Raw genomic sequence first — 14775 nt, forward strand, 5'->3', positions numbered from 1 at the left:
CGCTAATTTGCACTCCCCAAGATATCTTTCTGGGTCTGACCGGGGTCAAGCATCCTTGACACCGGTGTGAAATAAAACTGAACAGACTCCAGCTTGGTAACCAGTGGATAAAGCCCAGGATCTGTTTTAAATTTGGTCGTTCCTTTCTCAAAGGTGACTTGCATCTGGGAAAGCAAAACCGTGCTGTGCAGTTCTGCCCCGTTGTCATATCCGTAACGAGCCATACCAGTGACCATGAAAGAACCGACATGAATCGGGATCAACTTCTGACGTTGAAAGATATTCTCAACCGAAAACTCAACCGTTTTACCGTCGGCACCAACCTGCAAGTCCCTGATCTCGATATATTCGAGACGCGGATCCCGTTGGGAGGCATTTTGAGCGATGGTGTTACGATCAACAACAATACGGTTCGGCAGATTAGCAACCGAAAAAGCCTGACTGGTATCAGCAACATCATCGCTGACAGCCTGTTTCTTGCGAATAAAATCAGTCCGTGGCGGCATCAGAAAAAACTGGAGTTTTTCAATACTGGCCACGTTCGGATAGGTGGCAGGATCTGTTTTAAAGGTATTTACCCCTTGTTCAAGTATTACTCGTTTATCTTTAAACAACACCGCCGTATGGAGTTTTTCGCCGCCATCATAATCATAACGAACCATACTGGAGAGCATTAAGCCGCCGAGCAGGATATCTTCTGCATCAGGGAGGTCGAAACTGTTTTCAATATTAAACTCTACAGTTTTGCCATCCTCAGCAACTCGTAGTCCAGTAAATTTGAGATATTTAAGCCGTGGCTGCGTATCAGCAGAGTCTTTCTCTACGGTATTGAGGTTGATTATGATCTCTTCGGGAAGGCTCCCAACGGTAAACTGCTGACTTGTATCAGCCATTCTACCTACAGCTTTCGACTGCTGCGTATTGGCAGCAGCACCTGGTTCGTTTGCCGCCTCACTGGCCGATGTAAAAGCAAAAAGAACCGCTGTTAGAAATAGCATTACGACTAAACTCGATTTTTTCATGTTTTCTCGCCCAAATTTTGATTATTCATTTAACCCATTGATTTTTAGCAGTACAACTTGATTTTGATTAGCAAGATGACCGTATAAAGTCAAGAGAAATAAGCACTTACGGGGTATATCCCGCAGGCCTTTCTGGTTCTACAATGCTAGTAAGTCCAGACAGGCTATAGTTTTGCTGATTATAGTTTTTGTTATTGCTCAAAAAATTGTTTTCGGCAAGAGTATCTGGGCGAGGATGCTGCGGATAACCGATAATAATTCCACCCCCACGCTCAAGTTCTGCGCTTTCATGATTATTCGAATCCACCGTGTTTTCAGAGACAACAATTGGATTCGAATTCAAGGATGAAACAAATATTCCCCCCTGCTGGTTTCGAGAGACAAAATTACCTGTAATCTGCACCTGCCTTGGTTCAAACGGCTCCAGAGGCCTGACCTGATTGATACTTATCCCAAAAACATTATCATAAATGTTGTTTTGGTCGATATGAGGGAAGGCCACACCCCGAGAGCCAACACCAGTAAAATTACCGTAAATTTTGTTGCCGCTGATTATCGGTGATGACAGACCTTTCGCACCGACGCCGGCAATGCGGTTATCATAAATATAGTTTCTGTATATCTGGCCGCCACAGCCCAGCCCATTGCCCACACCCACCATATTTTCAAAAATAAAATTATCGTGAATTCTTGTCTCCCTGGTGAGCCTCTCTTTGCCATGAATACCGACACCAACATAGCCATTTCGCATAATTTTGTTATTAAAGATCTCCGGTGACGAGTTCCATATCCGTATCCCGTGGCCAAGGGGGGCAGTGCCACCACCAGTTATCACAAAGCCCTGAACCTGCCCGGCATCCTCTCCCACATAAAAAATATGCAGAGCCTCGCCACTGCCTTTAGTGGTTCCACCATCTATAACTGGCCAATCGACCCCAATAAGATTTACAACCCTGTCAACGATAACGTTTTCCTTATATATCCCTTTCTGGACGATAATAATATCTCCATCAAAGGATGAGTCAATAGCGGTCTGAATGGTTGGATATTGTCCAGGGACATCACGTATACCAAATTGAGCCTGATAGTCTGTACAAAAATGTGCAGAGTCCGGAATGCTGTCTATCGTACCGTCGTTGACTGTCAACTGCAGTGTGTAGCATCCGGGGGCATCCACGGCCAAAGTGGGATTTAAGCTTGTACTTCCTGCAAGACTGGTGCGGCTGGCAATTGGCTTATAGGTTAGCTCCCACTTATACGTCAAGGTATCACCATCCGCATCGCCACTGTCATACAGTGGCAGAGTTACCACATCCCCCAGGTTGATCTTTTTCCGTATAGCACCAATTTTGGCGGTAGGAGGTCGATTTTCCCGGGCTATAATCGTAACAGTTTGCGGATCACTTACTGCGCCAAACCGATCCCTGACACGAAGCTGAACCGTGAATTCACCGGGCATATCGGCAATAAAAGAGGTCGTTGCGCTGTTTTCATCGGAAAGGGCGGCCACGCTGTTTGGAGGTTTTGAAAGAATACCCCAGAAGAAGAAAAGGGTATCACCATCTGGGTCAGCACTACCGGAAGCGTCCAGGCTCACTTCATCTTCAATGTAGACAGTTTGTGAGGCGCCAGGATTCGCCTGGGGCGAATGATTCATCCTGCCTGTTTCGCTGACAGCAAAAGGGCCACCATAAGCACCAAGATCATTGACCTCAGCCCCCATGGACGGACCGAAATATTTGTCATTGAAGAGAGCAGCGGAATCGCCGGCGTCAATCCCAGGAGAGACAGGTCGCAAATGAAAATCGTGCGCAGTTGCATCAACATATAGCGGATCGGCAATAATGTTATGCTGCGTCAAATAGCTTTCCTCATCTTCATAGCCGCTAAACTGACGACGAACCGACCAAATAAACTCCGGATACGACTCACTTTCCAGATTATTTGCATAAAGCAGGTTATATGCATACCCTTTTGCAGCAAGCTTAATACCGCTTTTCTGGTTGTGGCTGATGATATTGTTTTTTATCAGGGGGGTAAGCGAAGGATCAACTCCCATGATCCCGGCCCGGTAATTTGCCGTGATGGTGTTATTGATTATTTCAACAGGCATGAGATTACACCTGATTCCCGCACGGGCATTTTCGTATATGATATTGTTATAAAAAGTTCCGGTGGCAGAAATAAGATTAATGCCGGCAATAAGATTGTGGTGGATCCTGTTGTTCCTCACATCAAGTTTTGAGGCCGGCAAATCGCCAGTACCAATTCCCGACATTTTGTTATCCCGGATGGTATTGCCGTAAATTTTAAGATCGCTCCCCCGCTCAGCGTATATCCCGGCCTTTTCATTTTCGTAGATACGATTGTTCTCAATGGTTGCCGCACTTTCCTTGCAGTAAATACCGCCAGGTTCGTTGTTCCTGATTATGTTGTTTCGGATAATTGGCGACGTTAGGCGGCAATGAATGCCTGCCCCGCTGGTAGCGCCGCCCTGATCGGAAAGACTGCCGTTGATGATGGTAAATCCGTCTAATACAGCATTGTTGGCCCCAAAAACTACCCAGCCGCCATTTTTAATACCGTCGATCGTACTAACAAAGGCTGCTGGATCCCGATGGGAAAAATCCTTGTTCCAACCACCTTCCAGAATCACCCCGTCTTTCATACTGACATTTTCATAAAACACCCCCTCAGCAACTCTTACTGTATCTCCTTTTTGGGCCGCGTTAAGGCCCTGCTGAATTTCCACATAATCATCCGGTACACGAAGAAATGCAGCCTCAGCACTGGCGGCAGAGCCCAAAGAAACAGACAACAAAACAAGACAAAACGTTAGTGATGCCGCGCAAGTTATGTTTAGCGAAACAGGGAAATGTTCCCAAAAATAGATGAGGAAAGATGATTTTTGATCAGATAAGGCCGTGGCTTTCAAGAAAAAATTTTACCATTGTGTTGGGTTTTTCTCTTTTGGCCTGGTCAAGCAGTTGAGTAAACGATTGATTATCAATAGCCCCTGCAAGCTTATTTAAAATCCTGGGAAGAAGGGGGAAAGCGGCAAGAACATCACGCCGCACCAAGGAGGCCGCCGCTGACTTCTGGCCGGCTTTTATATTGGTAAACTCAAAAGGGTCAAGCCAAATGACATCGAATTTCTTTTCATAGGCTTTTTTGGTTTCAATATATTCCCGCTCAAGGCTAGGATTACGCTGTAAACCAAGAACATGACTTGCATCACTAGTATCCTCAACAACCAGATCAATCCGATTTTCTGCATCGTTTGACTGTAAAGCTTTATATAGATCTTCAGTATCTTTAAAAATCTTAACTTTTACACTGGAACCGGTGCGTGCATTGATAAAGTGCACCAGAAACTCAGCCATAATCGCATCTTCTGCTGTGTCTAAAGCTCCTACATAAAGGGTTTTGCCAACACAGGCAAATACATTAGAAGAAACAAACAGAAAAATAATCCCGATGAGAAGCAGATATCGTGCCGTTTGCGAGGCCATGATCTTGGTATCCTGGTTTAAGTAGAGGTGCTTTATGTGCACGAAAGTTACAGCCCTTTAGTCAATTGTCAAGAGGAACATAACAGCAAAACGCACTTTTTCCGGAAAAACGAACCAGTTTTCCGGAAAACAACAATTTTTCAGCCCTTCTAAATAGTGTCGCCTCCTGCAACTACACCATATCTCACTGAAATAAAACAACATTTTACATTTACTATGGTTTGGCACAGAAGATGCTGACATACACTCGATAAGTTGTAAGCAGTAATGTCCTTAGAAAATGTAAAGAGGAGGGGCTATGCAAAAAAGTGAACTTGAAAAAAAGATGCGTGAAATCGCCATAAAAAAAATAAAAGATTTATATCGATAACAGAACTCAAATATCATTCACTGACCAAAAAGGCAGAGCTTAGGCTCTGCCTTTATTAATTTTGCGAGTTACTCACTTCCCCCATTTTGCTATAAAGCGTTTCACCGCCTCCTGCACGTTTTCCCGCGAACCAAAAGCTGAAAGCCTGAAATATCCTTCTCCGCTTGGCCCAAAACCGCTGCCAGGCGTTCCAACTACATGACACTCGTTGAGCAGTTTATCAAAGAAGTCCCAACTTGGTAGCCCTTCCGGAGTTTTCAGCCAGATATAAGGGGCATTCACACCACCATAACATTCAATTCCAGCTTTCTGAAGCCCTTCTCGAATCAATCGTGCATTCTCCATATAGAAAGCTATTACCTCCTTGATCTCTGCCCAGCCCTCGTCAGAATAAACAGCCGCAGCAGCTTTCTGTACGGGATAGGATACCCCATTGAACTTAGTACACTGTCGTCGATTCCAAAGACGGTTTAAGGCGATTTTCTCCCCAGAGGCGGACGTTGCAGTTAAACCTTCAGGAACAACTGTCAGGCCACATCGTACCCCGGTGAAACCCGCTGTTTTTGAAAAGGAACGAAACTCAATGGCACACTGTTTTGCACCATCAATTTCATAAATTGAGTGCGGTATACCCGGCTCAGAAATAAATGCCTCATAAGCAGCATCAAAAAGGATAATTGCCTCGTTTTTTATGGCAAAATCCACCCAGGCTTTCAGCTGCTCCTTCGTTGCAACTGTGCCGGTTGGGTTATTGGGGTAACAGAGGTAGATCAAATCAACCTTTTCGGTGGGAAAGGCAGGCGCAAAATCGTTTTCTGCCGTACACGGCATGTAGACAAGACCTTTATAGTAGCCTTTTTCATCGGCCTCACCAGTTCTGCCCACCATCACATTTGTATCATTATAAACCGGGTAAACCGGGTCACAGATAGCCACCTTATTCGACAAATCGAAAATATCAAGAATGTTTGCGCTATCGCATTTTGAGCCATCAGAGATAAACACCTCGCTGGCCTTTAGCTCAACACCAAGAGGCTTATAAGACTTTTCAATAATTATATTGGCCAGCCAGTCGTAGCCCTGCTCTGGGCCATAACCATGAAAAGATGAGGCCTCTCCCTGATCATCAACACCTTGGTGAAACGCCTTAACAACGCTTTTTACAAGTGGCATCGTAACATCGCCAATGCCCAGGCGAATAAGCTTAGCTTCAGGATTGGCAGTCGAAAATTCTCGTACGCGCCTCCCAATTTCAGGAAACAGGTACCCAGCCTTAAGTTTGAGGTAATTATCATTAATTCGCGCCATTATGGCCTCCTTATTTATAGTAATTATTTAAATAATCATCCTAAAGCAACATCGAGAATCATCATTACTGAAAAACCAAGCATTGTTGCCATTGTTACCTGGTCAATATTTGCGTAGTTTCGTTGGGATTCAGGAATGAGCTCTTCTACAACAACAAAAATCATGGCGCCAGCGGCAAAGCAGAGGGCGTATGGCAGAATATTTTGCATTTTCATAACAAATAAGGCCCCGATAACCCCAGCAATGGGTTCAACAATACCCGAGGCCTGACCCATCATAAAACTTTTCCATTTACTCATCCCTTCTCTGCGCAAGGGAACGGCAACTGCTGTGCCTTCAGGAAAGTTTTGAATACCAATGCCAATTGCCAGAGCTATTGCCCCACCAATTGTGGCCGAAGGAAGATTGGCTGCCACCGCTCCGAAAGCAACGCCGACAGCAAGACCTTCGGGTATATTATGAAGAGTTATGGCCAGCACCAGAAGGGTGCTTCGTTGCCATGATGTCTTTATCCCCTCACTTTTTTCAATACTTAAACCAGGGTGGAGATGCGGCAGGAAATTGTCCGTCAGCCTCATAAAAATGCCACCACCCATAAACCCGATAACAGCGGTCAACCATGGGATATGGCCCAATTTTTCAGCCATAGCGATGCCTGGTGCAAGCAGGGACCAGAAACTTGCAGCAATCATCACCCCGGCAGCAAAACCCAGCATTGAATCCATAAATTTTTGATTCAATGTCCGAGTAAAAAAAACAAGTGAGGCTCCCGCCGCCGTAACGCCCCAGGTAAAAAGTGTGGCAATAAATGCCTGAGTAACAGGGCTAAATTGTTGGATAAAATCGATCATCCTCAGTGAATACCATCCAAAAAGTTACTCAACTGGCGAGGTACAGATAGATACCATGAGCAGAATCTCCGCTGACCAACCAGGCAACATTACCTTTTGCATCAATCTGAGGCGCCAAATCATTAACCGAGTTATTGGTCAATTGGGTTGTAACACCGTTTGAGTAAATAAAAATCTCTTTATCTTCTCCATCATCTCCCTGCCAGGCAACTGTACCGCTGTCATTAATTACTGGTTGACAGTCGTCATGGTCATTTGCAGTAATCTGTCGCGGTTCCTGGTCTTGGCTCAGCTTGACAAAAATCTCATCATCTGTGCCATCATTCATTTCCCAGACCAAATGCCCCGTATCTGTCATCTGGGGGAATAACTCAAGGTGTTCATTAGTTGTAATCTGTCTGATGGTACCGTTGATCCGAGTAAAAATATCGGAACTTGCATCGCCCTTTGCTCTCCACATGAGGTCACCAGAGGCGTTGATACGTACCTGTACGTTAAATGCCTGATCATTGGTTATCTGGGTAATGTTTCCTCCCGAATACAAAAAAACATTATAATCCTCTATTTTGCCTTTGCTATCAGGTTGACCAGCAATCCAGGCAATTTCACCACCGGCGTTAATTTTAGGATACTGGTCATCTGACAAACGAGTACATCGGATCTGAAATCCATCCCCCAGAAGACGCGCTAACTGGCACTGTCATAGACAATAAAAAAATTGGCACTCCAGCAATATTTAAAACGAGCAACAGAAACGATAGTATTTCTTTCACAAGAAATCCCCTTTCAATAGATCTATTTATCCAGAAGTTACGACATAGTATTGATGCAGATAATGCATTAGCAACATCAAACCAACTCTAGCTACTCTTCTCAAGCAAAAATAACAAGAGAAGATACTTTTTGAATAAATAATTTGAATTTTATTGATACGACCTTAAATTGAGTGTTAACAACTCTCCCCCAGAGCATCATTACCTGTACTTTCCTGCTGTGAAATGTCTTTGCCTTTACAAAAATCATTTTGTGAAGAATACTGTTGTAAACATTCGTCACACATCCATATTGGCGCTACTCAATAGATGAAAACTCTACCCATTTTTGTTGCCCTTCACCCCACACCGGGTGAGGGGGAAACACCTTCAGAAGAACACAACTCTTTAGCTAGCCACCTCCGCGACTCTCTCAGAATGAGCGGCTTTGAGGACAAGGCAAGCAACAACGATATTCTGCGCTTTCGTTTTGAAAGACTTATTTCAGCCTTGGTTGCTGTCCACGAAAGCCTGGACTCCTTCCGTAACAATTCGACCACAAGCAAAAACGAAAAACAGACGCTGCCTGTAAAATTTATATTTCACTATATCAGCCATAGAGCGGATCCTCTTCCCGCCTATTGCGAAAGTGGCTCCACCCTATGGAGCTCCTTGCAAAATGAAAAGCTCCATGTAAGCCGTGCATTGAAACTAAAATGGCCTGAGCTGCAAGAGATAAAAAAACCGCTCCACTGCCGCTTTGAACTTGAAGACGAAGGTTTATATAGAGCGGAATACACTCAAAAGCCCGACTTTCACACCGAGCGTCTCTTCAAATACCGACACTTACTGCTAAACGGCAGCGAGCAGGAATGTTATTATTGCGGTTTGTCTAACCACAAGCCATCTAAATGCCCAAGCAAAATGTTAACAATGGAGTCCCAGGGCATCCAAAACCTCGGTTATATATCATTCCAACAAATAAATGACGCTTTTGTTAAGGTTTTTCAAAACCCTGATGCAGTTCATAAAAAGTTGTCGGCAGGCATTAAACCAAACCAACTTAAAAATGACCACGAGCTCTTGGTCTACACCTCATTTTTCGATCTGTTTCGTGTTTTTCAGCCTCGATTTCTTTACAAAATAACATTTACGAAAGCTCAAAAATGGCAAGACCTTATCTCCAATGAGGCCCAAAGATTAGTACTCGATGACAGCAACCTCAATTTGGCCATAGATTGTCTGAGGGTTGGCCAATACGAGAAGGGGGAAAAAAAGTTTTTGGCTGCCACCGGCCACCAAGAGGAAAAACTTTTTTATGCCTATGTTGGACTGGCACTCGTGGCCCTGGAAAAGGGACGGATCCAGGATATGGGTCATTTCCTGGATACCGCTTGCAGCAATGCCACAAAGGAGAAAGAAAAAGTCTACATTTACCTTTTACTTGCCCGATATTTCAAGATCACCGGCAATCTCTGGAAAGCCCAGAACAACTTAGCCTCCGCCCTGAAAATCAAACATGACCTGATTGAGGCAAATTACCTGAATGCCCTCATCGAGGTAGCCAGTGGCTTCAGCGAAAAAGCCATGGGAGAGCTTCGTACCACCTTAAATGGCCCGAGAGAATTTTTCATGATCCTGATGCTCGACCCACAACTTCTCCCTTTTCACGGTTTCATAGATGAAATTTTGCAAGCAAAACAAGAAATAATGAGGAAAGAAGCCGACGAGCAGATGGTTTTGGCAAGAACCACTGCCGAGGCAACGACCCTTTGGCTTGGAAAGGGTGATCAAAACGAAAAAGGCCTGAATAAAAGGCTGGAAGCCTTACAACAACAGCACAATGTCTCAAACTATTACGACATAATTGACGTCATTAACAAAAGCAAAGATCTGATAGTCCTGTGTAACGAAATCAAGGAAACCTGCCTTGATGAGATAGCAAATAAGACAAAACGACTCGGTAAAGCACTTAACAAGGTTATATCATTTTGGAATTTATTCCCACACAAAAGATTTTTTAAAAAGACCCTTGGTCAAATCAGCGCTATAAAAGAAAAAATTAGTCTGGTTCAAAAGCTGATTAAAAGTAAAAAATCGGAAAGCTACCAACAAGGCCTTGCCCACATAGTAGAAATTGAAAAGATAAACGGTGACCTACAGAAATCACTGCATACGATGAAAAAAGTCGCTGTGTTTATGGATAATTTTAAAATTTTTGGCCGCAAACTAGTGCTCTTCGAGGTTATCTTCTTGCTTGTTCTTTTGCCGCTGGGATTGGCCTTATTCCCAGAGTCCTCTTTTGCAACCAACTCCGCAATACAACGTAAAATTTTCCTCATCACAGGTTGTCTCATTGGACCAATAACTGCTCTCAGCCTCGCATTCAGTGAGATCAGTAAGAGAAATATAGGTCAAACTTCATAAAAAATCATAAAAAAAAGGAGTTAACCGAAAACGGCTAACTCCCTATTTTTATTGGCTCCCCTTAGTGGACGAACTTCGAAACCAATTTGCCGGGCCGTCGAAAGAAATGATTGATACCATTCTTGTTGCGCAGAATCAAGTGAAGGATGGTTTCCTTGCTGCTCGGTAGTGGTTAGGGCGGGGAAAGGGGCACCACTTGCTATTATTTGTAGAAATTCAACTTTACTTATTGGTAATTCAAATCATTTCCAAATTAACAGCTCTACTTCAATTGCTTTACTTTGATCTCCTCAAGCCGTTCACGAGACTTTTCCACAAAATCACTACTGGGGTGTTTATCAATTATCTCTTGATAAAGTTTTGTTGCGTGAGGGTAATTTGTCTGAAGCATTTCGAACTCTGCTGTTTCAAATAATTGTTCCGGGCTATCTCCACATGAAATCAGAGTCAATTGCATTAGGAGTAAGATAAAAAAGAATATTTTTTTCATTGGGATTTCCTTATCTGAATCCTTATTACCTTCAAGAAGATATCAACATATTCCAAAATTACGGGCATCTCAAGCCTTAGGCTGGAGGGGCGGCACCACCCAAAACAGAAAACAATAACACAAAGATTAATGTTTGAATGACCCAGCCGATCGCGCAAACTCCTACAGCTCGAAACGTACTCTTATAATCAAGGGCTTGCCTGACAGCGATCACCATTGCCACCAGCATCCAAATTGAAGCTGCTATAAAAACCACACCGCCCAGCCCTGGAATGATACCGAATACTCGAATCAGGCCTGGAGAGCTAGAAAATCCTATAGTGCGCAGCAATTCACCGAGATCTGCTTTTGTTTGCGGCTCAGGAAGGAATTTGGTGCCAATAAAGTAAGTGAGATAGGCCCAGATAAACCAGCCAACAATGGATGCGATCATTCCCATCAGAATCCCGCCGATCCCGCCGGCCCCAATACTTCCTACTCCGGCGGCTATACTTGAAAGTACTACAACCCCCATGGCCTGTGACATTGCTTCCTTGTCAGCCTCAACCTCCTCATATAGGTTGACATCTAACTTTGCAGCGCGAATAATCCGATCCTTAAAATGAGTCATTGTTCCTCCTGAATTAATTTAAGTCACCCAAAACAAGGTAAAATGGGACAAATTTATATTAAAAAGAGTCCACATATTTCCAAACAACCTGGCACCTTTAGCAAGGACACCTTAGTTCTGTTTCAAATCGTAGATTTTCGCATAAAGGCGTGCTTGATTAACTAATACTAAACCCTTTTTTTGGGTGATCAGTCAACATAAAAAGGCAGAATCAGGTTGTTGACTCTGCCTTCAAGGTATATGGATAACACCGTCACTTTTACTCCCTACTCAAAGGAAAAGAGCCTTCCAAAGCATCGTAACTCTTGATCAGAGCCAAATCGGCAAGATTTGATAATCACATCTTCACCGGATTGTTCATCCGAAGTTTTGGAAGCACCTTCATAGTTAGTTGCCACTAATTCAGCAGGATGTGAAAGTTGATATCGTAACCAAAGCCGCCAAGAAAAAACCTTCTCGTTTTGAAAACCAAAACAGGTTTTCAGACGGACTGCTCCGAAAATCCACATGGTGTATTGACTGGTAAGATGATTTTCTCCAGACTGAGGTTTTTGGAAGAGTATGTCAATTTGGTCCGCAGCGATTCGGTAAGACATAGGAGATACTATCTTGGCCCATTTTTCCTGGCGTTCTTCGGATCCGGGTGGCTCGGCGGTTACGCCGTATTTGTCCAATAATTAAGTATGCTGTCCCCGGAACTCTTATATGCTGTCCCCGGAACTCTTATGGTCTCGAGGTCTCAACCGGCACCCTGGCTGCCGTCACTGATAAAATCATCCACACGGTCAAAGAGTGGCAAGCCCGCCCCCTGGCGTCAATTTATTCAATTGTCTGGCTTGATGCCATTCACTATAAAATCAAAGAGAACGGGAAGGTTGCCGGCAAAGCCGTCTATACGATTCTTGGCGTAAATCTCGATGGCAGGAAAGAAGTTCTCGGGTTGTATATCTCAGAAAATGAAGGTGCTAATTTCTGGCTGCAAGTCCTGACAGACCTCTCTAATCGAGGAGTGGTTGATATTCTAATCGCCTGTGTCGACGGACTCAAAGGCTTCCCTGAAGCCATCGAATCTATTTTCCCCGACACGGAAGTGCAGCTTTGTATTGTGCACCAAATTCGCAATTCATTAAGATACGTCGGTTCTAAAAACCAGAAAGAATTCATGGCAGATCTCAAACGAGTATACAAGGCCAGCAACAAAGATTTCGCTGCTGTGGAATTGGATGTTTTGGCTGATAAGTGGAATGAAAAATATCCCATTGTCATCAAATCCTGGCGAAATAATTGGGACCGACTCAGCCAATATTTCAAGTATCCTGAGGAGATTCGTCGAATTATCTACACGACCAATACCATTGAGGCAGTACATCGCCAGTTTCGTAAACTGACCAAAACCAAAGGAGCCTTCCCCAACCAAGACAGTCTGCTCAAATTGCTATATATGGGAATGCAGAATGCCAGCAAGAAATGGACTATGCCGGTTCAAAACTGGTCTCTGACGATCTCTCAGTTGGCTATCTTTTTTGAAGGAAGGCTGGATAAAGAATTAAAACTTTGATAGGTTGTCAAAAAATGAGAATCTCAAATTCACATACCAAGGAAACCGTTCCAGCAAAAGCCAGTTCCTCCGACGAGCAATCTTTCAGGCCCATTCTCGGAACAGACTTTTACTTGCACTCTCTTGGGAGGTAGGATGGAGATTAAAACGATGACACAGAATTATGAACACTCCCATCACCGAAGATAAAATCCATCAGCAATCGCTTATCTTTAGCCAATTTGTTTTGTCCGTCCGTGACCATCCACTCCTTCTGAGCCTGATGTACCCTTGAGATTGTATTCGGAACACATAATTTACTGCTATCCTTATGGCCGCCTCCATAGCGTTCGATCTTTTCAATGAAAGTTTTGTTCCCGACTGAGCGGTTTATATCTGCCTCAAGTAGCATAAGGTTTCCGAGCCCGTTTAATCGCTCGCCCCATGCGTCTTCTATGTCCTTTCTTTGTTCCTGTTTGATATCGTTTACTGATTGTATGTGTTCAATGTCGTACCACCCTTCGAAAATCAATTTTGTGTCTTTCGGTTGTTGTTGAGTGATATCTCTGGAAAGCCATTCCAGTAAGCGGCAGAGCAAATTCTTGGGGACAGGATACCAGGCGAATTGTGCATCAAGATTTTCTTGGAAAGTAGCTTTAGTTGACTGAATTTTCTTATTTATCGAGTCAATGATCTGGTTGGCATTCACGGTGAACATTTCACGGATCTGGTTCCCGATGAAAGTGTGTATTTCGTTTACCTTCTTGCCGTAAATGACGCTGTATATCGTGAACAAGCGAGCAAGAGAATTCATGTACTCGGCTGACAACAGGTTAATATTCTCTTCTTCCTGGTAGGCAAAACGGAACACATGCCATAAATATTCATACTCAGCATATCGACTCCACTCGATGAGATAGAAGTCTAAATAAGATGCTGGATCGAGGTCTTCATTATGCCAGCTACTGTCGAGTTCATGATGACCCTTAATGACCCTTATAATTTCTTCCAGGTCGATGATCGGTTTAACTTTATCCAGCTTAGGTACACTCGTGAAGTTTTCCCATTGTTGTATTCCAAAACGAGTATCAAAGAGGCGTTCGAAAAAAGTTTCGGGAGCAAATCGAATTGTAACGATCGGTAAGCCAGTATGATCCTTCAGCGCAGATGTTTTGCCCACGATAATTGATTGGTAGACGTTGAGTATGTCTAATATCGAGCATACTGAGCGCTTTTTCTTGGAATTCTCACGATCAATCGTTTCATAGACTTCACTAATTTCATTAAAGCAGTCGTTTTGGTGATGATCTTTGAAATATTCATATGCTCTTACCTTGAACAGATCTCCCCCATTGAGGTCCAGACCTGCGGTATTGATGGTGTTGAATATTTGAAGAGTCTTGGAGAGCCCCGCTTCTGTTTCAATCACAACAAATCTTAATTTTTGTGTGATGTATTTGAAGAGCTCGTCTGGGTCGTACAGCCAGACCTCTTCCTCATCTTTACAGTTTTTGAGGATTTCAATGATCAGCTTCAGATTGTTTGCATAGACGTTCAGCTCGGAGCTCTTTTCCCATTGGTCATTCAGTAGTGCTTCGTCCAGGTACTCCTGCATCTGGCCATTACTGACGCGCGTTTCTATCCATCTAAATTCGTTCGTGAATTCAGCTATATCGTCAGAAGATGGATTAAGTATTCGAAGGGCTCTTAAGATAAGTGCACAGGTTGATAGCCGCTGTTGCCCATCAATGACTTCTTGGTAGTATTCACCTCTCGGAGTCAGCAAGTGCTTTGCTGAGAGTTGCATTGTCCCGATAAACATCTCCTCGCCCTTACGGATACCCTGGACAATGTCACCAATGAACCGTTGTACCTGTTCCTCCCCCCAAGCATAAG

12 protein-coding genes are annotated in these 14775 nt (G+C 43.8%); 2 read left to right on the plus strand and 10 right to left on the minus strand.

Going from position 1 to position 14775, the window contains the following annotated elements:
• Nucleotides 1-2 precede the first annotated feature (2 nt).
• From HQK80_01295 to HQK80_01320, 6 genes are all read right to left on the minus strand, one after another.
• Complete coding sequence (locus HQK80_01295) at nucleotides 3-1022, minus strand: hypothetical protein (GenBank protein MBF0220859.1); 1020 nt, start codon at nucleotides 1020-1022, stop codon at nucleotides 3-5.
• Nucleotides 1023-1128: 106 nt separating this feature from the next.
• Nucleotides 1129-3840, minus strand: coding sequence for a right-handed parallel beta-helix repeat-containing protein (locus HQK80_01300; GenBank protein MBF0220860.1), 2712 nt, complete (start codon nucleotides 3838-3840; stop codon nucleotides 1129-1131).
• A 94-nt stretch (nucleotides 3841-3934) separates the two neighbouring features.
• On the minus strand, nucleotides 3935-4534 hold the full coding sequence (locus HQK80_01305) for a hypothetical protein (GenBank protein MBF0220861.1): 600 nt from the start codon (nucleotides 4532-4534) through the stop codon (nucleotides 3935-3937).
• A gap of 442 nt (nucleotides 4535-4976) precedes the next feature.
• Nucleotides 4977-6212 (minus strand): LL-diaminopimelate aminotransferase, encoded by a 1236-nt coding sequence (locus HQK80_01310; GenBank protein MBF0220862.1) that lies wholly within the window; start codon nucleotides 6210-6212, stop codon nucleotides 4977-4979.
• Between the two features lie 35 nt (nucleotides 6213-6247).
• The gene (locus HQK80_01315) at nucleotides 6248-7063 is read right to left on the minus strand and encodes a ZIP family metal transporter (protein MBF0220863.1); all 816 of its coding nucleotides are present in this window, start codon (nucleotides 7061-7063) and stop codon (nucleotides 6248-6250) included.
• Between the two features lie 28 nt (nucleotides 7064-7091).
• Nucleotides 7092-7709 carry a hypothetical protein gene (locus HQK80_01320; protein MBF0220864.1) on the minus strand — a complete coding sequence of 206 codons (618 nt, stop codon included), beginning with the start codon at nucleotides 7707-7709 and terminating at the stop codon, nucleotides 7092-7094.
• Nucleotides 7710-8145: 436 nt separating this feature from the next.
• Here HQK80_01320 and HQK80_01325 point away from each other — a divergent pair, with 436 nt between their 5' ends.
• On the plus strand, nucleotides 8146-10242 hold the full coding sequence (locus HQK80_01325) for a hypothetical protein (protein ID MBF0220865.1): 2097 nt from the start codon (nucleotides 8146-8148) through the stop codon (nucleotides 10240-10242).
• A gap of 262 nt (nucleotides 10243-10504) precedes the next feature.
• Here the strand turns inward: HQK80_01325 and HQK80_01330 are convergent, their stop codons facing one another.
• The 3 genes from HQK80_01330 to HQK80_01340 form a co-directional block, all read right to left on the minus strand.
• Entirely contained in the window at nucleotides 10505-10732 is a 228-nt protein-coding gene (locus HQK80_01330) for a hypothetical protein (GenBank protein MBF0220866.1), read from the minus strand.
• Nucleotides 10733-10808: 76 nt separating this feature from the next.
• Nucleotides 10809-11342: a YIP1 family protein gene (locus HQK80_01335; protein MBF0220867.1), complete on the minus strand. Its 534-nt coding sequence runs from the start codon at nucleotides 11340-11342 to the stop codon at nucleotides 10809-10811.
• 266 nt (nucleotides 11343-11608) lie between these two features.
• Nucleotides 11609-11938, minus strand: a complete 330-nt coding sequence (locus HQK80_01340; GenBank protein ID MBF0220868.1) for a hypothetical protein — start codon at nucleotides 11936-11938, stop codon at nucleotides 11609-11611.
• A 47-nt stretch (nucleotides 11939-11985) separates the two neighbouring features.
• Here HQK80_01340 and HQK80_01345 point away from each other — a divergent pair, with 47 nt between their 5' ends.
• Entirely contained in the window at nucleotides 11986-12900 is a 915-nt protein-coding gene (locus tag HQK80_01345; GenBank protein ID MBF0220869.1) for an IS256 family transposase, read from the plus strand.
• A 142-nt stretch (nucleotides 12901-13042) separates the two neighbouring features.
• Here HQK80_01345 and HQK80_01350 read toward each other — a convergent pair.
• A partial coding sequence (locus HQK80_01350; protein MBF0220870.1) for a DUF262 domain-containing protein occupies nucleotides 13043-14775 on the minus strand: 1733 nt, incomplete at its 5' end.

Source organism: Desulfobulbaceae bacterium (assembly GCA_015231515.1).
GTDB lineage: Bacteria > Desulfobacterota > Desulfobulbia > Desulfobulbales > VMSU01 > JADGBM01.

What these genes read in the sequence shown, in the direction of transcription:
- HQK80_01330 (MBF0220866.1), bottom strand. Translation starts at nt 10,732, where the DNA reads ATGAAAAAAATATTCTTTTTTATCTTACTCCTAATGCAATTGACTCTG.
- HQK80_01295 (MBF0220859.1), bottom strand. Translation starts at nt 1,022, where the DNA reads ATGAAAAAATCGAGTTTAGTCGTAATGCTATTTCTAACAGCGGTTCTT.
- HQK80_01315 (MBF0220863.1), bottom strand. Translation starts at nt 7,063, where the DNA reads ATGATCGATTTTATCCAACAATTTAGCCCTGTTACTCAGGCATTTATT.
- HQK80_01325 (MBF0220865.1), top strand. Translation starts at nt 8,146, where the DNA reads ATGAAAACTCTACCCATTTTTGTTGCCCTTCACCCCACACCGGGTGAG.
- HQK80_01340 (MBF0220868.1), bottom strand. Translation starts at nt 11,938, where the DNA reads ATGTCTTACCGAATCGCTGCGGACCAAATTGACATACTCTTCCAAAAA.
- HQK80_01305 (MBF0220861.1), bottom strand. Translation starts at nt 4,534, where the DNA reads ATGGCCTCGCAAACGGCACGATATCTGCTTCTCATCGGGATTATTTTT.
- HQK80_01335 (MBF0220867.1), bottom strand. Translation starts at nt 11,342, where the DNA reads ATGACTCATTTTAAGGATCGGATTATTCGCGCTGCAAAGTTAGATGTC.
- HQK80_01310 (MBF0220862.1), bottom strand. Translation starts at nt 6,212, where the DNA reads ATGGCGCGAATTAATGATAATTACCTCAAACTTAAGGCTGGGTACCTG.